This window comes from Paenibacillus sp. Y930 (assembly GCF_056786375.1).
The window spans coordinates 205399-229089 of record NZ_JBXCIX010000001.1 but is presented as its reverse complement, the minus strand read 5'-3'; the positions used below and the strand labels follow the sequence as shown (position 1 = coordinate 229089).

At 39.6% G+C, this 23691-nt stretch carries 22 protein-coding genes; 17 read left to right on the top strand and 5 right to left on the bottom strand.

Annotated elements, in window-relative coordinates; all coding sequences use genetic code 11:
* The first annotated feature begins 16 nt into the window (after positions 1-16).
* The 7 genes from AC1TO5_RS01155 (at position 17) to AC1TO5_RS01125 (ending at position 5949) form a co-directional block, all read left to right on the top strand.
* Entirely contained in the window at positions 17-916 is a 900-nt protein-coding gene (locus AC1TO5_RS01155) for a phosphatase PAP2 family protein (protein ID WP_482060951.1), read from the top strand.
* Between the two features lie 90 nt (positions 917-1006).
* Positions 1007-1744, top strand: coding sequence for a type I methionyl aminopeptidase (map, locus tag AC1TO5_RS01150; protein ID WP_482060950.1), 738 nt, complete (start codon positions 1007-1009; stop codon positions 1742-1744).
* Between the two features lie 350 nt (positions 1745-2094).
* Positions 2095-2265: a DUF3885 domain-containing protein gene (locus AC1TO5_RS01145; protein ID WP_482060949.1), complete on the top strand. Its 171-nt coding sequence runs from the start codon at positions 2095-2097 to the stop codon at positions 2263-2265.
* Between the two features lie 259 nt (positions 2266-2524).
* On the top strand, positions 2525-4108 hold the full coding sequence (locus tag AC1TO5_RS01140) for a class I adenylate-forming enzyme family protein (protein ID WP_482060948.1): 1584 nt from the start codon (positions 2525-2527) through the stop codon (positions 4106-4108).
* A gap of 143 nt (positions 4109-4251) precedes the next feature.
* Positions 4252-5058 (top strand): hypothetical protein, encoded by an 807-nt coding sequence (locus AC1TO5_RS01135; protein WP_482060947.1) that lies wholly within the window; start codon positions 4252-4254, stop codon positions 5056-5058.
* 105 nt (positions 5059-5163) lie between these two features.
* Positions 5164-5442, top strand: coding sequence for a hypothetical protein (locus AC1TO5_RS01130; protein ID WP_482060946.1), 279 nt, complete (start codon positions 5164-5166; stop codon positions 5440-5442).
* A gap of 162 nt (positions 5443-5604) precedes the next feature.
* Positions 5605-5949, top strand: coding sequence for a tyrosine-type recombinase/integrase (locus AC1TO5_RS01125; protein ID WP_482060945.1), 345 nt, complete (start codon positions 5605-5607; stop codon positions 5947-5949).
* Between the two features lie 152 nt (positions 5950-6101).
* Here the strand turns inward: AC1TO5_RS01125 and AC1TO5_RS01120 are convergent, their stop codons facing one another.
* Together AC1TO5_RS01120 and AC1TO5_RS01115 are read right to left on the bottom strand one after the other, a co-directional pair.
* A complete protein-coding gene (locus AC1TO5_RS01120) occupies positions 6102-6884 on the bottom strand; it encodes a DeoR/GlpR family DNA-binding transcription regulator (protein WP_482060944.1) in 783 nt (260 codons plus the stop codon).
* Between the two features lie 277 nt (positions 6885-7161).
* A complete protein-coding gene (locus tag AC1TO5_RS01115) occupies positions 7162-8154 on the bottom strand; it encodes a S41 family peptidase (protein WP_482060943.1) in 993 nt (330 codons plus the stop codon).
* Positions 8155-8788: 634 nt separating this feature from the next.
* Between AC1TO5_RS01115 and AC1TO5_RS01110 the strand changes: the two genes are divergently transcribed.
* The 3 genes from AC1TO5_RS01110 to AC1TO5_RS01100 all read left to right on the top strand — a co-directional run bounded on the left by AC1TO5_RS01110 (position 8789) and on the right by AC1TO5_RS01100 (position 10682).
* On the top strand, positions 8789-9124 hold the full coding sequence (locus AC1TO5_RS01110; RefSeq protein WP_482060942.1) for a hypothetical protein: 336 nt from the start codon (positions 8789-8791) through the stop codon (positions 9122-9124).
* Between the two features lie 76 nt (positions 9125-9200).
* Entirely contained in the window at positions 9201-9431 is a 231-nt protein-coding gene (locus AC1TO5_RS01105; protein WP_482060941.1) for a DUF6199 family natural product biosynthesis protein, read from the top strand.
* 357 nt (positions 9432-9788) lie between these two features.
* Positions 9789-10682, top strand: a complete 894-nt coding sequence (locus tag AC1TO5_RS01100; RefSeq protein WP_482060940.1) for a response regulator — start codon at positions 9789-9791, stop codon at positions 10680-10682.
* Between the two features lie 499 nt (positions 10683-11181).
* Here the strand turns inward: AC1TO5_RS01100 and AC1TO5_RS01095 are convergent, their stop codons facing one another.
* Positions 11182-11760 carry a biotin transporter BioY gene (locus tag AC1TO5_RS01095; protein ID WP_482060939.1) on the bottom strand — a complete coding sequence of 193 codons (579 nt, stop codon included), beginning with the start codon at positions 11758-11760 and terminating at the stop codon, positions 11182-11184.
* 98 nt (positions 11761-11858) lie between these two features.
* On the opposite strand from AC1TO5_RS01095, the gene AC1TO5_RS01090 reads away from it, so the two are divergent.
* On the top strand, positions 11859-12701 hold the full coding sequence (locus AC1TO5_RS01090; protein WP_482060938.1) for an ATP-binding cassette domain-containing protein: 843 nt from the start codon (positions 11859-11861) through the stop codon (positions 12699-12701).
* The gene (locus AC1TO5_RS01085) at positions 12694-14331 is read left to right on the top strand and encodes an ATP-binding cassette domain-containing protein (protein ID WP_482060937.1); all 1638 of its coding nucleotides are present in this window, start codon (positions 12694-12696) and stop codon (positions 14329-14331) included. The genes AC1TO5_RS01090 and AC1TO5_RS01085 overlap by 8 nt, the downstream gene beginning before the upstream one ends.
* Here AC1TO5_RS01085 and AC1TO5_RS01080 read toward each other — a convergent pair.
* On the bottom strand, positions 14282-14884 hold the full coding sequence (locus AC1TO5_RS01080) for an HAD family hydrolase (protein ID WP_482060936.1): 603 nt from the start codon (positions 14882-14884) through the stop codon (positions 14282-14284). The genes AC1TO5_RS01085 and AC1TO5_RS01080 overlap by 50 nt on opposite strands.
* Before the next feature lie 53 nt (positions 14885-14937).
* Positions 14938-16119, bottom strand: coding sequence for an MFS transporter (locus AC1TO5_RS01075; protein WP_482060935.1), 1182 nt, complete (start codon positions 16117-16119; stop codon positions 14938-14940).
* Positions 16120-16360: 241 nt separating this feature from the next.
* On the opposite strand from AC1TO5_RS01075, the gene AC1TO5_RS01070 reads away from it, so the two are divergent.
* The 5 genes from AC1TO5_RS01070 to AC1TO5_RS01050 all read left to right on the top strand — a co-directional run bounded on the left by AC1TO5_RS01070 (position 16361) and on the right by AC1TO5_RS01050 (position 23687).
* Positions 16361-18730, top strand: a complete 2370-nt coding sequence (locus AC1TO5_RS01070) for a DUF7408 domain-containing protein (RefSeq protein ID WP_482060934.1) — start codon at positions 16361-16363, stop codon at positions 18728-18730.
* Between the two features lie 35 nt (positions 18731-18765).
* Positions 18766-19698 carry an ABC transporter ATP-binding protein gene (locus tag AC1TO5_RS01065; RefSeq protein ID WP_482061795.1) on the top strand — a complete coding sequence of 311 codons (933 nt, stop codon included), beginning with the start codon at positions 18766-18768 and terminating at the stop codon, positions 19696-19698.
* Positions 19695-20606, top strand: a complete 912-nt coding sequence (locus AC1TO5_RS01060) for an ABC transporter permease (protein WP_482060933.1) — start codon at positions 19695-19697, stop codon at positions 20604-20606. Before AC1TO5_RS01065 ends, AC1TO5_RS01060 begins: the two co-directional genes overlap by 4 nt.
* A gap of 127 nt (positions 20607-20733) precedes the next feature.
* Positions 20734-22377, top strand: a complete 1644-nt coding sequence (locus AC1TO5_RS01055; protein WP_482060932.1) for a hypothetical protein — start codon at positions 20734-20736, stop codon at positions 22375-22377.
* A gap of 347 nt (positions 22378-22724) precedes the next feature.
* Positions 22725-23687: an AAA family ATPase gene (locus tag AC1TO5_RS01050; RefSeq protein WP_482061794.1), complete on the top strand. Its 963-nt coding sequence runs from the start codon at positions 22725-22727 to the stop codon at positions 23685-23687.
* Positions 23688-23691 lie beyond the last annotated feature (4 nt).

The following is a 23691-nucleotide window of genomic DNA, read 5'->3' as shown; positions in this document are numbered from 1 at the left end:
GGGGGGAATTAACTTCGTGTCGACGTTTTTAGAATGGGAAGTTGAGTTGTTAGAAAGGCTTATGGAACTACGCGGATCATTGGTAGATAGTATCGTTAAAATCATTAACTTTACTGGAGATGTGACATTCTTTTCTATATTGCTGCCAATTATTTATTGGCTAGTGTCCAAACGAGTCGGATTCCAGCTAGCTATCGTGCTTTTCGTTAGTTATTATGTGAATGTATTAATGAAGGATCTGTTGGAATGGTTGCGCCCTTTTCAGCTGCATGCTGATCGCATTAATTCGTTAGTTGATCAAGGTGGATATTCTTTTCCTAGTGGTCATTCGCAGCATAGCTTCGCGGTGTGGACATTTCTAGCTGCTGTTATACGGAGGCGAGCATTTTATCTATTTGCAATCGTTGCTATTATCGCTGTAGGTTTTGCGAGACTGTATTCTGGCGTTCATTTTCCAAAGGATGTTATGTTCGGCTGGCTGTTAGGAGCTATTATCGTGCTCGTTACGTTAATTGTAATACGGAAGCAATGGCTAACTAGACTTTCAAGTCTAATATGCGTTGCGATAGCGATTATCATTCCGATTGTGCTACTTCCGCTATATCATGGAATTACTAACGGTAGATTAGATGAAGAAGGGGCTTATCAGGCTTGCGGACTATTGGCCTTCTCGATACTGGGATATGTATGGGAACGTGAGCAGATTAAATTTATAATAGCTAAGTCATGGGGACCAAAGATCATTGCCTGCGTTATTGGTTTGATTGGGGTCATTGCTATTAAAGAAGGCTTCAAGCTGTTTTTACCAGAGTCGGTGATCGCTGACTTTTTCAGATACGGAATGATCGGATTATGGACAATAGCCATTGCCCCACTTGTTTTCGTGAAATTCCGACTCGCTACTGTGAAACGGTAGGCATGATAGTTGAAGAAATAGCCGTTCCGTTTATGCTATACTCTAAATGGATTACTAATCATAAGATACGTTAAAAAGTGAGGATATACGATGATTGCAAAAACAGAAGAAGATTTTAATGGTTTGAAGGAAATAGGGAAAATTGTTGCTTCCATTAGAGATGAATTGGTACAAAGAACCATTCCTGGCATAACGACGAAAGAACTTGATGATATAGCCGGAGAGCTTTTAGAAAAAGTAGGTGCAATTTCAGCCCCAAAAAGTGAATATGATTTTCCTGGCTATACTTGCATTAGTGTTAATGAAGAAGTAGCACATGGTATTCCGGGTCATCGGGTTATTGAAGAAGGGGATTTAGTAAATATAGATGTTTCTGGTTCCAAAAACGGGTATTTCGCAGATACAGGAATCTCGATTGTAGTAGGCGAAGGAGAAGAAGTATTAACTAAAATATGCGATGTAGCTAAAAAAGCCTTTGAAGCAGGGCTTAAGAAAGCAAAACCTGGTTCAAAAAAAAGTAGAATCGGAAAAGCAGTATTCCAAACAGCGAGAGAGAATGGATTAACTGTTATTAAAAATCTTACAGGGCATGGTATTGGACGTACAATACACGAAGCACCTGATCACATTTATAATTATAATGAAACAGGGGACGATGAATTATTAAAGGAGGGGATGGTTATCGCATTCGAACCATTTATCTCGACCTTTGAAGAAGAAGTATCCCGAAAAGAAGACGGGACCTTTGTTACAGAAAAAAGTTTTGTAGCTCAATACGAACATACGATTATTGTTACGAAGGATGGACCGATTATTACTACATTGTAAGAGCACTAATAATAATGAAAGCAGCTTAATTAAAAGGTGTTTTCATAACGTTTATAACAACTTGTACATATAGAATTCATTAACAGTCTTTCCGACTATAATCAAGGAATATACTTTTTTACCTTTCAAAATAAATCCCGACTTATCTCTTTATTTCATAGATAAGTCGGGATTTTTATGTATAGAAATACCCTTATCGTTGTAAATACGCATTTTTCTGACGCTACCCTATTAAATAAAAACTAAGCAATAACATAAATGGAAGGCGTACATTACAAATGGGTTCAAAAAAACTAACGGGAATATTAGGTGGATCGGGATGATTTGAACTGGAAAAAATAAATTCGAAATTGTCGCTAGATAAGTATCTCGAAGAATATAACGAACAAGTTCATCATCGAGCAACTAAATTATTCAAAGAGACGCATCAGGAGAATGATGGTATTTTAATAGTTCTTTACCAATACCTAAATAAAAATATATCTGTCCTGTCAGAAAAAAAGCATTTGATCATTCATTGAAAAATACTAAGGTTATTCGCAATCTAAGCTGCAAAAAAACTGCATCTTTATGATGAGGAAAATGACGGATTGGAGTTATACCGCTTTGTCAATCACCGAGCTTAATATCAATTGAACATTGAACTAACAGGCAGATTAATTCAGTGAATTATTAGGTAAGCTAATGAAGGTAATTGAAAAGTGTTATTCCTAGTATTTCCAATAATATGGTATACTCTCCCTAATCCTAGTTTTCAAATCAGATTAAGGGGGTAATGCATTGTTTCTCTTTGAACGACTACCATTGGCAGCAAGTTTGTTTTCTGATGCGCCAGCACTTTTACGATATGGGCAGACTATTACATATGGGGAGCTTCATCATCTCGCTGAAAAGCTCGGGAGTGCCCTTTATATGGAGGGTCTCCGGCCAGGTGATCGACTCGCGATTCTTGGGGATCCTGATCCCCAAATGGTTGTTGCTCTCTACGCTGCTGTTGGGATTGGTGTCATACCAATTACGATATCACCGTTGCTAAGCCCTCCAGAAATTGCAGCTATTCTTGATGACGCTGAACCGAACTTTCTAATCCATGACAATCGTCACGCCGAAACCACTTACTCCGCTGTAAAACTTCTCTCGAGCTCTCTGAAAATATTTACCACTGAAGAAGGTTCGAGTTCTAATTCGTTGAGATCCCTTTTACAAAAGGATCTTGCATCACCTCCAATTGGCAAGAGTGACCGTAAAATTGATGATACAGCCGTACTTATTTATACAGGAGGAACGACAGGCAGACCGAAGGGGGTAATGCATTCACATCGTGGAATGGCAGCCTGGAATCAATTTACTCCTTCCGCGGGGTTCGGATACGATATTGGACGTCGAGTGCTAGTGCTTAACCTATCGCACCTTGTCGGGCAATTTCAACTATGGGCGACTATGGCGGCTGGGGGGTGTCTGGTCTTTCTCGACGAATATCCGGCTAACGTTCAGCGTATAGTTGCTGCAGTCGAACGCGAACAAATTACGCACCTCAGCACGGTCGGACAAATTCTTCGTGACCTGACAAACGAGGTTTCCGCTACCGGTAAAGATTTGCAAAGCCTTAAGATAATAGGTTGTGGTGGCTCCGTCATCTCACCGGCTACTCTAGAGAACGCGGTTGCACAGTTTCCAGGAGCGTTGATCGTCAACAACTATTCACAAGCAGAATGTGGGATGGCAATCAGTCGACTACTACCAATACATCATTTAGATGATCCGATTCGTCTTCGATCAGTAGGACGTCCCGCCGACCTAGCCGTTCAGGGAGAACAAGCCTTCCAGGTTCGAGTTATCACCTCTGAGGGACGGGAGGCAGCGGAAAATGAGCCTGGTGAAATAGTTGTTCGAGGTGCTCAAATGATGTTAGGGTATTGGCGCCAACCAGAGACTTCTATTGAAACAATGAGCGAAGGGTGGATTCGAACAGGCGACGGGGGTTGTCTGGATGCGGAAGGATATCTATATGTATTAGACCGTCTCAAGGATATGGTCATTGTAGGTGGTTCTAACGTATTCTGTCCTGAAGTGGAACAAGTGATAGTGACCAATGAACAGGTTGCGGAAGCAGCTGTTATTGGGCTTCCTCTACCTAGTGAAGGAGAGGAACTCGTTGCTTGTATAGTTCTTCGAGAAGACGGTAACTTAGAACTGGAACAGTTGTGGGAGTTTTGTGAACCTAACCTTGCACGATATAAATGGCCTACTAAGATTTTTATTCTCGATACTCTCCCTCGAACTGCAGTAGATAAGGTTGATAAAAAAAGTCTGCGCATGCAATTATCTTTAATTTCTAAGAGTTCAGCTAACGGAGAAAGATAGTGGAGGGGCTTGCAACATGGGAGCTCAGCTTTTCCATTGAAGTAACGGGCAGGATAATTGAGGGGAAACGGAAAATAAATCAAATTGGTGATTAAGGTATGAAGGTTAATTTCATGGATAAGAAATATAAGGAGGTATTCATAGTGTCAAAAATATCAACAGGGATAGTGTTATCCTTGGCAATCATCATATGTATAGCTGGAATATTTTATTATTATAATATATTTGCCCGAAGTATTTCAGTTGCCACCGTTACAGAAAAAGGAAATAGTTTTATCATGATTGAGAAGGGAAATGGAACAATAGAAAAAATTAAAACAACAGAATTAGGACTACCATTAATTGAAGTGGGTAAGCGTTATTTTATTACTTCTTATAGTAATAAACTTCGATCTCCTTTTTTAAAAAGCATCAAACCTTCAGACTCTCACTTTGACGAGGAACTATTTGATACTAATGGTAACATCGAAAGTATTAATGATGAGAACGGTGAAAGGTTTTCTTATTTGGAACAGTTGTCAGTGGCGAAGCAGGAAGCATTTGTGAAATTTAGAGCGGATAGAGAGTTGCATTATCTTTACGATTTTACCCCAGAGGACATGATACTGGTTTATCTACATTCCCTCTCCATTGGTGATCCTGATGTGATCTATGCGATCACTTATAATGTGGGTCTGTTGCCAGATAAGGATACGTTCCGCAATGAATATTTTGAATATGCGTCGAATCATGATTCAGACATAGCAGTTCATTACCGATATTATGAATCCATAGAAATTGATGAAAATACCGCAGAGGAGAATAAAGTCACCTTAGTTGTTACAGCGGGAGTAGGAATCATGACACATTCCCTGCTATTAGGCTTGCAAAAAGAAGATAAGGTATGGAAGATGGATATTTATCACTGGATTAACGATCTTAAAAAGAAAGCGGGTGAGGTTAGTGAGTAAAGCTTTCCGTATCTGTCGGGATTGCGCTAAAGGGGAACGATCGTTCAATGCTATAAAGGCAACCTTTTATCAACTAAAGGGTAATAGCATAGAGGTGACTGATTGATGGACAAAGAATTACGACTATGGGCTGTAAAAAAAGATATTGAAAAAACATCCATTTCTGGTTTTTGGTTTTGCTTTAATAATTACATACAAGAAGACCCGGAGGAGTTTCTACAAGTATTTGGTGATGATTTTAATGCTAAGCTACTAACGGTTGAAATGAAAAGTATAGCGTTATTTATAGACAAGTGGGATGAGACCAAAGAGTATGAATACATCTCTTATGGTTTCGATTATGTAGTATCCTATATACCGATTGTCTACAAGGACGAAGACTAGGTATTTATAAAATGCTTTATACATTAGAGGGTCAATCTTTTGATGACTTCTTTGTTCTTGATTAAACTATTAAGCTAACGTTCGCTAGTTCAAAAGGTACGTAGTTTAAAACCTCTACTTAGAAGCAAACTAGATTAATAGCTTCTAAAGGGAGGTTTTGTTATGAACTTGAGTGTTTTGTGGCGGTTGTACGAGGCTGACAAACGTATTCAAGGATTTAGTCCGAAAACATTAAAAGCTTATGTCCTCCAGCACAAAATGCTGATGTTGGAACTTGGCGATCTCGAAATATCAGAGATCACGTTAACAATGCTGAAGGAGTACTTGGCCAAACAAGCAGATCGATTAAAGCCTAGTAGACATACCTATGCATGCCAACTACTTGATAACGGTGCACCATTTGATTTCATCCAAGGTATGCTGGGGCATGAAAAAGCATCAACCACGCAAATCTATGCTCAGCTCCGTGGTGAGCGCCGGAGAGAACTTTATCGGCGATTTTTTTAGCACGAAATAGCGGTGGACTCGCCTTTAGTGATCCTCCGCTATTCAACGAACGGGCAGGATAGTTGAAAAATCAGTATTAGATTATAATAAAAAGAGTCGCCCATAAGCGACTCTCATAAGAGGGAATAGATCACCAGTGCAAATGGACTGATCTATTCCTTTATTTCTGTTGTAATTGTGCTAGCGATCAACACTTTGATACCTTTACTTTCAATTTCTTCAATTACGTCAATACTACCTTGATCGTCAGTGATAAGAACATCAATTTGTGTGATTGGACATTGCTTAGCAAAGAAGTCAACACCCAGTTTCTCATGAGGGGCTAAACATATTGTTCTTCTAGAAACTTCACTAACAGCTCTGCCAAAGCTAGCTACTTCAGGAGTCGAGGTACTTATCCCATTCTTTGAAACTCCTCCACCAGTCATAAAGCAAATATCAATTGAAAATTGCCGTATGAAGTCGTTAGCCAGTGTATCAGTTATATTACCGGATGGCTTTACTTTACCGCCAATAAGATACGTATCAATTAGTTTCCTTTCCTTCAAAGATTCAGCAATATTCATTGAATTAGTGAGAATTGTTAAGGGGATTTCGGGAAGAAACCTTAACATGCCGTAATGAATACCTGCTCCACCAATAAAAACTGTATCTTTTTCTTTAATAAAAGATGCCGCTAATTTTGAAATGGCATCTTGATGTGGTGCGCTTTCCTGGTACCGTTCCGACGTAGGTAAAGGAGTGCTACGCACTTTAGAAGCAGGTATTGCTCCGCCATGTGTTCTCTTCAGTAATCCTTTCTCTTCCATGATGGATAAATCCCTGCGGATCGAATCGATCGATAAGTCAAACATATCCGCTAAATCTTTTGCCAATACTCGCCCATCGTTGTTAAGAAGCTCAATGATTTTGTCGCGCCTTTCTTCTGAGAACAATTTAGTCGCCTCCAAAATGGAAAAATTTAACCGGTGATGACTTCATTATATTCGCGTTTGTTCAGCTTTGTCAATGATTTATTTCGTGTTTATTCCGTTTTATTCTGTTGTGTGAAGGTTTGTGATTATTGTCCTTATTACAACACTATTTTAGGGTGCATATCAAAGCATTTATTCAACTAACGAGATACATTAGCTGAACTCAAAAAGCTGCCGAATTACAACGGCAGCTTTTTGATCTGTGAATTGATTTTATTTAAATGGCTTGAAGTAACGATTAAAGCAATGTTAATTTGGTTTTGATCTCTGCTATTAGTTGCTCTTCTCCCTGATACGGATGTTTTGAATAGTTCTCTAGAACTTTATTAAGAAGTGTCTTATAGGCTATATCAAAAGCCTCTTCACTAGCAACCTTTAAGTCGGGAATAACGCCGCTCCCTTCCCAATTATCTTTTGTAATTGGATTAATCGCACGACCATTCGGAATAAATGCTTGAAAATGGTCGTTAATTCGATGGATGCCACCTGGATTTGCACCCCCTCTAGTTTTTTCTCCGATAATTTGTGCTCTATCAAGGGCTTGTAAACTATAGGCGAACTCCTCAGCCGCCGAACAGGTTATGTTACTAGTCAATATGCAAATAGGCTTGTCTCCACCAAATCGTTTTCCAGGGACGAAAGGTAAACTCCAAAATGATTGTGTGACATTAAAAGAGCGCCAATAAAGATCGTTCAAATGCACGGGTGAAGAATTATCCAACAGATAACTGGAGATGAATGCGACCATAAAAGAGGTTCCACCTGAATTATTTCTAAGATCTACTATTAATCCACTTGTATTTCCCACAAAACTCATAGCGTTTGCTGCTGTTTCACCTGCAAGCTCAGGAGGTGCAAACTCATTTAATACTAGATATCCGATATTTCCTGGTAATCTCTCCACCCTCTCAAACCCGTAGTTATTTAGTTTTAGTCGTAGTTCCGTATACTCACTGCTCCCAAAATCATTGGACTTTGAGGGTAATACGTCTTCACTAAAGGATAAATTTAAATGGAGGTCATTGCTTATTTTCTGCATTTGATTTGTTATGACTTCGGATAGGGCATGCCCATTAACTGCTTCTCTATATTCACCTTCAGAAAGCTTTTCAAAAAGATCGACTCGAATTTTTACTGCTGTCTCTGGAAAAACATAAAATTCCTCCAACAGGTTTGCTAGAGATTCAATCGTGTCTTTTATTAAATCGTTGCTCAGTTCGGAATGGGACAATAAGAACATCCTCTCTACACATCAAGTTTCAATATCAGTTATAGAATAAGTGTTAATGTAAATTTTGTCCAGCTATTCATTGAGCTAACTGGGAACGATAGTTGAGTAATAACGATTGGAAATATTTATGTTATTAGTGTATATGTAGTGTTGTATTTTGTTCAGAATAATCACCAACTGGAGGGGTGTAGCTATATGAAATTCCTTATGGCAGTCCTAATAATTTTGTGCGCAGTATTACCGACCTACTATTACATTAAGTTACGTGGATGGAAGAAAAAATTGTAAAAGATGTTCCGCACTAACGAGTAGTTATGTGCAACAAATCTCTTAGGGTTTCCGTATAGGGTGTAAATGAAAATTGTATATTGGGACTGTGAAAATTAACTCTATAAAAAAGAAGGGGTCTTTCAACTATGGATTCCGTTGGGTTTTATAGTAGTTTTCTTCTACTTGTTTGGCAGTAAAAGATACCATCTATCTAAAATGAAAGCGAGTATTTTAGGGCTCTGCATAGCACTATATCAGTTAATTCTTCAATATATTAGCTAGTTTTCGGTATTCCACTAATGGGCAGTATAGATTAATAAGAGCATATAGAATTATAAGAATATACATTGGAGGAGAAGTAGAATTGTACACAGAAAAATCTTTTGAAACTTTAGGTGCCTTCATTTTGCTAAGACCTATCTTCATCACTATTTTGGTGATATCTCTACTTTTATTTTTTATAATTATAATCCCTAAATTAAAAAATGAACTGATTAACGGTTTTACTGTCCTTAGTTTGTCAGCTATCGCTATTTTAGTTTCTGGTCAACTATTATACTATAGTGGAATCATCGTTGATGAGATTGGATTAGGTGGAGACCCTGTATCGTTTTTTTTATTTTTAGCAATTACAGGTATTGGGATAATCAATCTTATTATCTATATTTCTACACAAGGAAAATCAAACCGAGAACGATAGTTGAATAATACATATCCCGATATTATAAATAAAAAAAGGTTGATTGAACTGGGGCATGGTAAAGGGAGCTGATGCAGTGGAAAATATAGCTGAAATTATTGTAATGTTTATTGTTTTTATTATTCCTTTATACGGAATATTAATATGGACTTATTTTTGTCCTGAGGAAAGTTTATTATGGGGGAAACGATGGATGTATAAAGAAGAACCTGAACTATCTGAAGGGGCAATTCGTTATACGAAAGTATCCTCATTGGTAGCTATTGTGGTGCTGACTATTATATTGGGGGTCGTAACTTTTAGTTAGCATTAACATCCAATTTTACTTTTTTTGATTCTCGTGATACCTCAATTTCCTTAGAAAATGAAAGTAGGAGGATAACCAGCGTATCAACATCCTTGAATATTAGTGGTGTAATTGCAGTTGGAGAGAAGTATTGGGTTAGATATGGGAATAAGATATGGCAATCACCGAGCTTAATATCACTTGAACATTGAAGTAACGGGCAGTTGAACGTAGGATGGTGACACTTATTAAGTCGCCTTTAGGAAGAATTGATACGAAAAAAAACCTTCTAAGAATATCAAGAAATATGAACTTGACCTTGGAGTTACCCGAGGGTTTATCATGGTTAATGAGGAACATCTGAAAAGGAGGGGCTTTGTGTATACCATTGGAGAAATATCGAAAATCGTTAAAACATCAGTCGATGCACTAAGGTATTACGACGAAATTAGCTTGCTAAAGCCGATACACGTTGAAGAGAGCAACCGTTACAGGTATTATTCGAAAGAACAAGTTAGCCATTTATTATTAATAATTGAACTTAAACAATACGGGTTCAGTTTAGATGCCATTAGGGAACTGCTACATACAGAGGCGTATTTGGACAAACAAAGGTTAAAAATAGCCCTAAGTGCAAGGCTCCAACAACTTGAGATTGATAAAAATACTATTGAGAAAAAAATCGCTTCTGTTCATCGAAGAATAAACGAGATAGAAAGGGATGAAAAGGGAATGAGTGTGAAAAAGATTTTGATAGTTGATGATGTGGCTTTTATGCGACAAATTCTGGGTGAAATCCTAGTAAAGCATGGTTATCTCGTTCTGACGGCGGAGAACGGTCTACAAGCTATTGAGAAGTTTTCTGATGAAAAACCAGATTTTATTATCATGGATATTAATATGCCTGTAATGGATGGTATAACTGCAACGGAAAAAATAAAGGAGATCGACAAAGACGCAAAGATTCTAGTTTTATCCGCTAAAGGCTTCTTGCCTGTAATCTTTGAGATTCTCGAACAAGGAGCGAGGGACTTTGTAGTAAAACCATTCCAAGAAGAAAACATTCTTGATGCCTTAATTAAAATAGATGATGGTAATGTTACTTTTAACAAACAAACATTCAAAGCAATAAAAAAAGAATTCGGAGAAGACAACATAAATAAAGAAGCAATGTCACAAGAAATGATTTCAAAAGTGCTTCATCTTTGCACTCGGGAGTATGACGAACGCACTCGTGAAGAAATAATAGAGATAATGCAGTATCAGTCCTAAATAACAATCCTCTATTCTATCGAGTAGGGGGACTTCCTTCAATTGATTATTTGCTCAACTAACGGATAACTATAGTTAAAAATCCTCCTTTTCAAAAGGTGGATTTTTTCGGGTGGAAACATATTGAGGGGGCAAACCGAAAATATGGCTCAAAACCAAAATCAGTGCTTGAATATCAATCAAGGTTGATTTTGATTTTGAATTCGATGGATAGCGGATACAAGAAACCTTATTTGCTGTACATGCCTCTATTTTCGAACATTACCGGACACAGACGCACTTATTCCACACCAATAGATGCATTCGGACTCCATTTCGGACAAATAGCGGATTCTGAGTCCGTCAGATTTCCATTCGGCCCAAGAAACTACAAATAAGGGCTTATGTGTCCGCTCAAGTGAAGCTTTGTCTCTTTAAGTACTGATTACTCCTTTGAGTAAGAATTAAGAATAGTAAACTCAATCTTCGTAGAGTAGATCAATTGGTTCTCGGAGCGCGCCTATTGCTGTAGTCGCATATACTGAATACCTTTTTTCATCGTCATCACTATTGCTACGGCAATGGCCATTTTTATGAAATCAAATAATAAATAAGGGTAACATGCTAGCGTCATTGCTTTTGTAAAGCTCATATCAAGTACCGCCATAAACCAGGGAATACCTATTGCGTAAGGCATTATTAGGCCGAAGACGATAAATACAGCAGCGAAATATGTAATCGACAATAGTTTTGTTTGTTTGTTAAAATTAAAGTTCAAACCTAGTTGAGTGAGATAGCTAATAATAAGAGATCCAACAGGGAAGTAGAAGAGGAATCCGCCAGTAGGTCCGAAAATATAAGCTAATCCACTTTTTCCAGCGAATACAGGCAAGCCGATTGCTCCTAATATAATAACGATAAAAATACTGAGAAAAGCAGCTCTAGGCTTGAGAAAGATACCGGCTAGAACGAACGCCAATGTTTGCAATGTAATCGGGACGGGCGAGAATGAGAGCTTGATTTGTAATGTAGTAAAAACAATAAAGAGTGCACTGAATAAAGCGATGTAGACGAGCGAGCGCATAGATACAACTTTCATAGTGGTCCACCTTTCAAATAGTATTGCATATTCATTGTAAACCTATTATTATGTTATTTAGGTTAACAAACAGCAGTTTAGCATAAATTATTATTGTTGTGAAGGGGGGAAATAAAATTATTCAAGTTCGTGAAATGATATATAAAGCGGAAGCATTAACAGTCACATCAAAGTTAGATCAGCATATTTTATTGCAGCCGTTCACGGTTACTATATGTTGCGGGCAGTGGATTAACATAATAGGTCATAATGGTTCAGGCAAAAGTACATTAGCCAAATATATATCGGGACATGAGCATGATCGTCTACATATTGAAGGGCTCGAGCAGCGAAACTTTACCGATACACTGCCTATTATTACGCAGACGACAAGTGAATATTTGTTAGGATCAACACCGTATGAGGATCTGGTTATTTCCTATGAGCAATTCGGTTCGCATCATATCGAATATGCAGAAGCGATTGAGCAGATTGCTTCTGCTTTACATATCGATCATTTACTACATCTACCGATCGAGCAGCTATCAGGCGGTGAGCGTCAGCTAGTAGCGATCGCAGGTTGTTTAATGATGGAGACACCATTGCTCATTTTAGATGAGATTACGTCGATGCTAGCGCCTCGTGCGAAGCAGATCGTTATGAAGCAGATCAGAGCTTATTGTGCAGAGCGAAATATTGCGGTCATCTGGATTACGCAGCAATTAGATGAATTACAACATAGCGATACGGTATGGGTAATGGACAAGCTGGCACTCCGTTTTGTTGGGAGTGCCCAGCAGTTATTTGAAGAAGAGGCAGGTACTAGCGAAGCAGAGCGACTTCATTTGCCAATTCCATGGGCTGTGCAAAAAGCTAGGGAGTTAATCGGATTAGGTCATTCCATCACACAGCTGCCCTTCAATATTGAGCAGCTTGTGAAGGAGGTGCATACTGTTGAGTGAGCGAGCTGATATTAGATTGGAGCGCGTTCGCTTCTATGAGGATCAACTGCAGCAGCTAGATTATACGTTTGCAGCGGGGCGATGCTACGGGATTTCTGGTAGTAATGGAGCTGGCAAGACGACTTTACTAGAAGCGATTGCTGGAATGAGAGCAGTCGTAGATGGACATATATTGATCGGAACAGAGCAGCTACAGCTTGTGCGAATACGACGGAAAAAGTGGAATAAGCAGGCGCTTCAAGCGACCACGATCCAAATACAGCATGTGGAAGAGAGTTGGCTTTGTGAGACGGTAGCGCAAGAGCTTTCGTTAATCAATAAAGCGATTCGTAAGGATAAGCTTGAAACAATGGCTAAGGGCAAGGGGCAAGTAGCTACACATTATTTTCAATTATTTGGTGTGAGCGAAGATATGCTGCACGTTAATGTACAGCAGCTTAGTATTGGACAGCAGAAAAAAGCGGCATTAGCACTCGCATTTACAAGCGAAACTCCGTGGCTTCTATTGGATGAACCGCTTGCGGCATTGGATTATGAAGGACAACAGCAATTAATAACGGCCATTAAACAACGTAATGAGCATGGTCTCGGTACGATCATTATTAGCCACCAATGGGGGGAATTGCTACCGTTATTAGACCACCTTATTACACTCGATGAAACTGGACTAGTGGAGCAGCAAATAGCACAATGGCAGTTACATGCGAACAGCATTGAACAGCTTTGGTATGAACAATTAATAGATAAGCAAACAACGGAAAGCGACACGGTTGTAAGTAAAGTCGAAACGCAAAGAGCTGGGGAAATATTAGATGGAAAACCTGGAATGGATCGAAGCTTTGACAAATTTAATGGGGAAACAGACATTGATCGAAGCTTTGACAAGGCTAGCGGACGTAGTAGACCCTTCTGGAATCAGATATTTGATCCGAGAACGATTCTCGTAAGTCTATTGCTATGCAGTTCAGCGATTGTGCTATGGAATGATTGGTTGTCAACGCTAGCTTTCGGTATAATGGCGATCATCGTCATTAGTATCTTTCATCGTCAGTGGCAAAAGTGGTTGTCTATATTGCTACCGTTCATCATGATGGCACTACTATTCACAATAGTAGGGGGGCTCCAACTGGCACCGTTTGGCTTTGATCTAGAAAAAGCGAGTGGTGTCATGCTGCGGATGACGCAATTAATTGTAATGATTGGCATAGCGCTACCGATTATGGAGCTACTAACGCCGTTTCGGTTGCAGCGGGCTTTAGAGCAAAGCTTTGGGTGGCTATCGTTGATCCGCATACCGATCTATCAATACACGATGCTAATATCATTAATCTTTCGACTCATTCCTAATTTAGCGGCCAAATGGCAGAGAACTAATGTCATTGCAAGAGCGAAATTGAATATTCATGCAGCGATATCGTGGAATGGCATCGTTATGCTCATGATGCCATTTATGAGAGGCAGCTTAAAGCTTGCAGACCAACTTGCTACAAGCCTTGAACTTAGAGGTTTCGTCGTCTCTAAGCTCGGTCAGCGCGTAGTCTATAAAGTAAAGTGGCGAAAGCAGGATACTATATTGTTAATTACTGTGGTAGGCTATTGCTTGCTAATTGCAGTTGTTCGCTTAATGTAGCAATCCAGCTATGCGATTGATCGGCTAAGAGGGTATTCCAGCCAATTAAATCGGCTGCTGCTACATTATGGTCGCTGTCATCTACGAACCAGATCGATGTAGCGTCGTTAAATTGTTCATGAAGCAGCGTAAACCATTGTGGATTCGGCTTGCTAAGACGAACTTGATCTGATACATGAATACGTTCAATATACATTTCATAAGGGGCTAGCAGAGGCTGAAGCCAATCGCTAAGATGATTGCTCATGATATGGATTTCTGCTAGTTGTGACCATTGCTGAAGGTACTGGAGCGCAGGCAATGGCTGTAACGCTTGGGCAATGAGCTCACGTTGCCGATCAATCGTGAGCTGAATGCCATATCGCTCTAACCATTGCCAAAACTGCCCCTCTGTATACTCTCCGATCCAAAGCCTCTTACTAATTTCTTTTTTATAGGATGTGTACAGCGTATCGATAGATGTATTCGCTACATTGGCTAAGTTCTGCCAAAGCTGTGGCGTAAGGTTGGCTGCGAGGACGCCGCCGACGTCGAGTACTAGAATGTTTTTCATGATGCTCCCCCTTTAACAAGTAGCGCTCCAGCTTCTCGGTTCTGAAAGTCTGCTTATTGAACCTTATTGTTTTTGAAATCTACATAAAGCGACCATGGAATTACGAGTAGTGCGATGAAGGCTAGTATACTTCCGAACAGAAAGCCACTATTGATCCCATAGCTTTCATTGAGCATACCTGCAATTAGCGGGCCAGAGAACATACCTACAGAATACAATGCTTGATAGAGCCCCATCGCTGTTGCTCTAACATTACTTTCCACTCGGGATATAGCAAACGAAAGCAATAATGGTAGATGAAGTCCTTGTGCAAAGCCATTCAATATTTGCGTTATATACATGAGTGGTAATGAATCGACGAATATTAAAGCTAACGTACATAGTCCACTTATGAAAAAACTAATGGCAAATGTACCGCGATGATGCAGCTTTAGCATAATTGGATAAGCTACTGTGGCAGCAATCGCATGTGGAATCATAAAGCAAGCGATTAGAATGGTCAGCTGAGTACCCGTTGCTCCAAGCTCAATCGCTTTAAGTGGCGTGAAGCCGAACATCGTAATGAAAAGAACGCCATGAGCGAGAATTGAGAGCAGCGAGGCAAACAAGACGCGCCGTGAATGGAGTACCGATCCAACGAGCTTAAAGGACATTCCCTTTTGCTTACTTGCTGGCGGCTGTTCGTATAATAGAAAGGAAAGCAACAAGCCAATTGCACCAATGATTGCGCCAACGATAAATGTTATGCGATATTGATACAGATCGGATAACCAGCCTGAAGCGATCATTCCGATAAATTGGCCAATGACGGTGTACAAGCTAATTTGCGCCATTGCCTTTGGCATTTCCTCCTGCTTGAAATTGTTAGCATACATAATTGTAAACGCTACCCAAGTCGAAGCACATATTCCTGCTAACGCTCGCCCAAGCACTGGGAAGATCCAGATGTCAGGTACTAGAAATAAGAGACAGCTACACACACTGCAAAGCATACCGATAATGATAAACGGTTTTCTTCTTTGTAAATGGTCAGATAGAATGCCTAGTGGAAAGCGAAATAATAGTTGGATTAATCCATATGTAGCTAAAACAACTCCAATAAATTGTAAAGAATAATTCAAATTGGATAAATGTGGTGTTAAGATAGGTACATAGATGTACATGGATATCCAGAAAAATAGCGTTACGAATAGAAAGATAACGGATTGAATTTTTCTAGATTGTAGATGGTTCATTAGAAATCCCTCCCTACAATAATGTAATTGAAACCATTCACTTTGTCACATTATTATTTTGCAGTGGTTAACCTAGTTTCGTTCGTCTATATAATATGGATGTTTTGAAGGAGGCGAGGCTGTCTAGCTCGAATGCAACTATTTCATTAAATATGACGTTAATGATGTATATGCTAGACGAAATAGTGCCCAATAGTACATAGTAATATCATTAATTAGTGGAAACGAAAGGGGAAACATTGTGTTGAATGTAAATAAACGAAAAATATTGCTATATGTACTCATTATGCTGATCCCGTTAACGCTCTGGTCGTTAATGAACTCATCATCCGTAGTATTCGGTGCAGCAGTAGACAACAAGGAGAAAAAAAGTATCCATATTGGAGCTAAGGTTGGGTACGATGGACAGTATCAAGAGGGTATGCCAACACCTGTATTTGTTACGTTGAAAAATAACTTTGATCGTGATATTACAGGGGAATTGGTGCTAAATATTAGTACTGACCAAGCTAACACTGTTTCGCATGTCGTTCCTGTTGAAATTGTCAGTGGTAGTGAAATTCAATTGAACATGGTTGTTGATGGCAATTTCAATGCTAAGTTTAATTCTTTTCAATTTTTTGAAGGACATATGGAAAAGGGAGATCAGCTGGCAGTAACAGGAGATATTAACCTCGTAGGGAACAGTGTCGGATCAACAGCATTGGTTGGAATTATTGCAGCCGATCCTGATACTTTGAATTTTCTGCTATTACTCAAAGGCCAAGGCTATGATCTTACGACAGTAATAATTGAAGAGGATTTTGTTGCTGAAACAGCGGAATCACTCGATATGTTCAAAGTACTCGTACTGAATGATGTGATTACAAGTACATGGTCAGAGCAGAAAGTAGAGGCTCTAACAGATTGGGTTGCCAAAGGTGGAACGTTATTAGTTGGCGGTGGTGCAAACTACGGCGAAACGATGAAAGCTATTACAGATATTGTACCGGTAAGTGGTCAAGGCACAACGACGTTAACAGATACTTCGGTAATTGAGCAATTTGCTCTATCAGAAAACCCGCTTGATCCCATTCAAATTACACAAGGATCATTAATTCGTGGTCAGTCGATCTTAACGAGTAATGACACGCCAATCATTGCTCAACATAATGTAGGGCTAGGCAAAGTAATATATACCGCATTTGATTTGGGCTTAAAACCATTTTCGGTATGGGAAGGCAGAACTTCCTTTATCCAAACACTTTTATCTGAAAGTTTGATGCCGGCAGCGATGTCTGGAAACTACTATAATGAAGATATGAATTGGACATTACAGCAGGCAATTCAATATTTTCCAAGACTAGAAGCTCCTCCTGTAATGCTACTAATGCTAGTTTTCGCAATCTATGTCTTTCTAGTCGCGCCAATTTTATATATGATATTGAAGCGTGTGGACAAGCGAGAATGGGCGTGGTGGATGATTCCAGCAAGTGCAGTGCTGACAACGATTATCGTAATCTATGCAGGCGCCATGAACAAAACAGAAAATTATGTTCACAATGTTGATATTGTTCAGCAATCAGGAGATACAACGATCGTAAGTGGAATTGGATCGGTGTTTCTGGCAAGTAACAAAGATATATCGATTAATGTTCCTAACAAACAGTATGTACGGCTATCACCGAACAATAGCAATGGTAATTATGATACGTTGAAAAGTAATAAAGAATTTGTGATTCGATATGATGGGGATCATAAAGAGCTACAATGGAACGCGAATAAATATTGGACAACACGTAGTTTCTTGAAATCACCTGCAGCATATGGAAAAGATGAATTCGAACAAATCGACGTTTCTATCGAAAAACGAAATGACCAATTCATATTGATGATACAGAATAATACTGGTGTAGATATTTCTCATCTTGCGTTCATAAATGGTGGGAATGCGGAGCTTATTGGGCAACTAGCTAATGGTGAAAGTACAGAATTACCATTGACATCAACACTTCAATTTACAAATAACGGTAATCAATATGGATATTCCTACGGCGGTCAAATATTCCCTCAGAGTTCGAATTATTGGGAAGAATATGCACGTGAAGCTGCACTAATTGACAATCGAACTTCAATAGGCGATTCACTTAGACTAGTAGCATTTAGCTATAGTGAGCAGTCATTATATCAAGTTAACGAGAAAAAAGTGAAAACAGATCAATTAACGATGTGGAATGTTAATCTTGTAGATCTTATTCTTGAGCAAATGCCAGAGTCATATCTAATCGAACCTGTCGTAACGACTGAAGAGAATGCTCATCTTGAAATGCAAGGGAAAAATAATTTCTATCTGAACAATGGAGCTATTCTGCTAACCTATTCATTGAAAGAAATGGCGTCAGCTCAGACGAACGCTTCGTTCCAACCGGTGAATGACCAGTATTACTTCAATAATTTTAATATGTCATTGTTTAACGAGTCTACGCAAGCTTGGGATATCTATAAAGGTGAATCAGCGATTAATTTAGCAGACTACATCAATGCCAATAACGCTGTTGTCCTTAGAATGGAAACGATACACGGTGGAGAGAGTGTTATTCCAACACTGCTTGTGGAAGGGGAATCACGCTAATGAATATCGAACAAGAACATGAACAAGAACAGTTAATGATCGAGATTAAAGGTCTTAGTAAATCATTCGGCAACTTTCAAGCGTTGAAAGGAATCGATCTTTCGATAAAGAAAGGTACAGTCTTCGGATTTGTTGGTCCAAATGGAGCTGGTAAATCAACGACGATGTCGATTTTGGCTACTTTAATGCTGCCATCAGCAGGATATGCAAAAGTAGATGGGCTTGATGTTACAGAGCATCCACATCTTGTTAGAAAAAAAATAGGGTATATGCCGGACTTTTTCGGTGTATACGATCAATTGAAAACGAATGAGTACTTACATTTCTATGGTGCGAGTTATGGGCTAACGAAACCGGAACGAGATGCACTTATTCCGCAGCTGCTAGAGCTAGTTAATTTATCAGATAAGCGAGAGGCCTATGTTGATTCATTGTCGCGTGGGATGAAGCAAAGACTTTGCTTAGCAAGAAGCTTAGTTCATGATCCAGAATTACTTATTCTTGATGAGCCAGCTTCTGGCTTAGACCCGCGTGCTCGTATAGAAATGCGTGAAATATTGAAAGAATTGAAAAGTATGGGTAAGACGATTATTATTTCCTCGCATATATTGCCTGAGCTTGCCGAGATGGTTGATGAGATTGGCGTTATCGAGCATGGGGAAATGATTGCGGTTGGTAATATTAGCAATATTCAGCAGCAATTAATGGCTAAGCGTCTAATTACAATAAAGCTAGCTAACGGTCAAGATCAACTTAAAGCATTTTTGGGTGATCATTCTCTAGTACAAGGTATGTTTGTAGATGGAGCGTCTGTACAAGTGCAATTTTCCGGGAATGATGAGGATCAAACTAATCTGCTGCGTTCGATTATTGAAGCGGGCTATCCTGTTGTTTCGTTCCATGAAGCACAAACAGATCTAGAAGATATATTCCTAGCTATTACGAGAGGAGGAGCATCCGAACAATGAGTAACATGATAGCAAATATGAAGCAGTTGTTTATTAATCCAGTTCTTGATAAAGAATATCGCTTAAGAATGCGCTCAGCCAAATCGATGTGGACGTTACTAAGTTATTTACTTGCGATTGGTTTGTTTGCAACAGCAACCTTTTTTATTGTCGGCATTGATTCTAATGGAGCAGGTATTTATACGAACGAATATAATGAAATACTATTTATTGTGATGAGTTTTGCTCAGCTAGGATTAATTGCATTTATGGCCCCTGGACTAACGGCTGGCGTCATCAGTGGAGAACGCGAGAAACAGACACTTAACTTATTACTAACAACACAGCAAAGTTCTTCATCCATTATTATTAGTAAATTAGTTTCTAGCTTAAGTTTTATGTTCCTCATCGTGTTTAGTACATTGCCGATCTATGGAATTGTATTTCTATATGGTGGAGTATCACCTTCACAGCTACTTGCTGTGTTCGGTTTCTTCCTATTTAATATGCTTATATTCGGTGGATTTGGAATTTTATTTTCAACATTGTTCAAACGTACGATGCTAGCGGTTATTGTGACGTATGGTATTGTTTTGTTCATGTTCGCAGGGACAGGCGTCATATTTTTGATCTGCTTTACTGCACTACAAGAATATATTTATAATGGCTCTACTAATACACCTGCTTTTGTTGAATGGATTATTCATATTCTTGCATTTAATCCGGCATGTGCATTACTTAGCATATTTGAACCAGAAATGTTTAAAGAGATGGTTAATAGAACAACTACAACGCAAAAAGGTTTTTATGATTATGTACCAATGTGGTTAGAGTATATGTTGATTTATACTGTTATTCTTGTTGTATGTCTGTGGCAGGCGATTAGGAAGCTCAGACCTATTAGAGGTCGTTCAAGACGCGGACTTTGATAACGATGATTGGCTAACGTAGGTTACTTGGCAGCGAATATGAAGTGAACGAAATTATTATTAGGTAGAAATGGAGTCTGAATTAGGGGCTCCATTTCTGTTATTACGTATAGAGGGGAGTGAAGAAATGACTACGCTCATTACGTTATTAAGACGGATTCAAGCGAGATGGAATAAAGTGTTTCTAATTGCCTCACTTGTAAAAGGTATTGTGATAGGAAGCGTCCTTCCGCTATTGCTGCTTATAGTAAGTCGGTTCATACCTATTTTATATAATGAATGGATTGCTATAGGCTTGTGGCTAGTAGCGATAATGATCGTACTGGCGATGAAATGGCGCCATCGGAGCAATGTGAAGGCTGCTGCTAGACTAGTAGATGCTGAACTAGGACAGGATGCGGTCATTACTGCTTTGGAGCTGGAAGAAGCAAGACAACCGAATCTATTTCAAACGGTGATCTTAGAGCAAGCAACGAACGCAACGACGAAGTATGAGCAAGATTTGAAGCTAAGACTACCAATGTCGTATGGTTGGAATGTTCGGAAATGGATTTCCTTAATGTCATTAACTATCGTCGTGCTATTATTATTGACTCTAATTCCTAATATGCAAAATGATAAAGCAAAGCAAATCGTAAGTAATAAGAAAGTGATTGAGCAGGTTGAAGAGCAGATCACCGAGATGAAAGAAACAGTAGAACAATCCCAGATTGATGAAGCGACGAAGGAGCAATTGCTCGCTTCGCTCGATGAACTGTTGAATGAGCTTGATATGAAGGAAGGTTTAACGTTAGAAAATGCTGATGAACTGGCACAGTCACTGGAAGAACTTGAGCAACTGAAGCAAGAGTCATTAGCGAAAATGGAGGAACTTGATCAGCTAGAGCAAGCATTAGCTAATGAGCCTCAATTAGAAGAATTTCAGAAAGCATTCAATGAAAGTCTCAATAAACCTCAAGCTCAGCGTGAGGAAGGCATGAAGCAAGCGATGCAAAGCCTTGACAGTGAAACTGCTAAAGCTTTAGCAGAAGCAATGGCGCAGCTGGCAGAGCAAAATAATGAGCTTGCCGAAGCGATGCAGCAATTAGCAGAGCAAGCACAAAGTGGAGAGTTGACTGAGCAAGCGATGAATGAGTTCAGTGAACAATTGTCAGAGCAGCTTTCCGCGGAGCAAATAGCTGCATTAGCATCGCAGCTAAGTCAGCAAATGCAACAAGGCATGGGTGCATTAAGTGAAAATATTGGATCATCTAATCAAGCTATAAGTGATCAATTAGCGAATGCTATCGCGCAAAATAATGCTAATAGTGGATCTCAAGGTCAACCCCCTACTGGTAATAACCAAGGACAAGGACAAGGTCAAGGACAAGGACAAGGACAAGGACAAGGACAAGGTCAAGGTCAAGGACAAGGACAAGGTCAGGGTCAAGGTCAAGGACAGGGCCAAGGACAGGGTCAAGGCCAAGGACAAGGACAAGGTCAAGGAAGTGGCACCGGTGGGGGAGCTGGAACAGGTTCTGGCAATCATTCGACGATAACGACTCCGCGTAAATTTGCAGGATCAAGTGAGCCGAGCATTGATGGCGGACCGACAACTGGTGGGGATATTATCTCGGGCGGCACAGCCCCTACGATCGAAGGGGCTCAAGGAGATTATGCTGAAGTGTTTCGTGAATATGAGACAGAAGCGAAAGACTCCTTAACTCGTACGACATTACCTGACCATGTACAAGGCAAGGTAAAGCAATACTTTGACGCAATACAGCCTTAGAGGAAGTTCAAAAAGTGGACTTTGATAACGATGATTATGCTATCGAAGCTTACTCGGCATCGAATATGAAGCGAACTTGGAAAGTACGGTTCGCATGTACCAATAACGTACATTTGCGCTTCCGCCTTTCTCAAGTAGCACTTCATCTTCTCGGCTTGCGAAAGCCCACTTTTTGAACCTTCATTTAAAGTTATTTCAAAAGATTAAAGTTCGAAATATTGAAGTGCAAAATAACATATTCAATATCGAATATGGACGGAATTATGCTTTCGAGGTAGTTAGTCGGAAGTATATGAAAAGTTTTAGGAGGGGTTCAATTGGAAGCTAAGCAGCAAATAGATGAAGCAATGAAACAAATTATACAACTACAAGATGAGATCGGAAAAGTTATTGTAGGACAGAAGCAGGTTGTCGAGCAGTTAATCTGGTCTGTTATTGCGGGTGGGCATGTGTTACTAGAAGGTATTCCAGGACTAGGTAAAACGATGCTCGTTCGCACACTTTCCGATGTGCTTTCGCTACAGTTTTCTCGTATACAATTTACACCTGATCTAATGCCAGCAGATATTACAGGGACGACATTAATAGATTTTGGTGTACAAGGCATTACGTCGCAAAGATTTGGCAAAGGTCCGATTTTCGGCAATTTGGTGCTAGCAGATGAGATAAACCGTGCAACACCAAAAACACAAAGTGCGTTACTCGAAGCTATGCAAGAAGGTACTGTTACGGCAGGTGGAGAAAGCTACGCCTTGCCTAAGCCGTTTTTCGTATTAGCGACACAAAATCCAATTGAGCAGGAAGGAACATATCCACTTCCAGAAGCGCAATTAGACCGCTTTTTATTGAAAATCGGAATTGAATATCCGAATCGTGATGAATTGAAAGAAATCGTGCGTAGAACGACAGGGATGAAAGCGCCACAAGCGCAAGTTGTGATGTCAGGCGAGCAATTACAAGCATTACAAGCACTTGCTAAGCAGATCGTTATTTCCGAGGAGATGCTTGATGCGGCTGTTAGTATTACGATGCGAACTCATCGTCATGAAGAGGATGCTCCACAAGAAGTTAAGCAATTTGTGAGATACGGAGCGGGACCACGTGCCCTGCAATCATTGGTTGCAATAAGTAGAGTAAGAGCTTTATCGCAAGGTAGAGCTCATGTATCATGGAATGATCTAATTACGGTGGCGGCTCCAGTACTGCGTCATCGTATTGGACTTAGCTACGAGGCGCAAGCGCAAGGAATAGCTGGGGATGATATTGTCGCAACTGTAATTAGTTCATTGGAAAAGGATCGGATGAAGTGAGAGG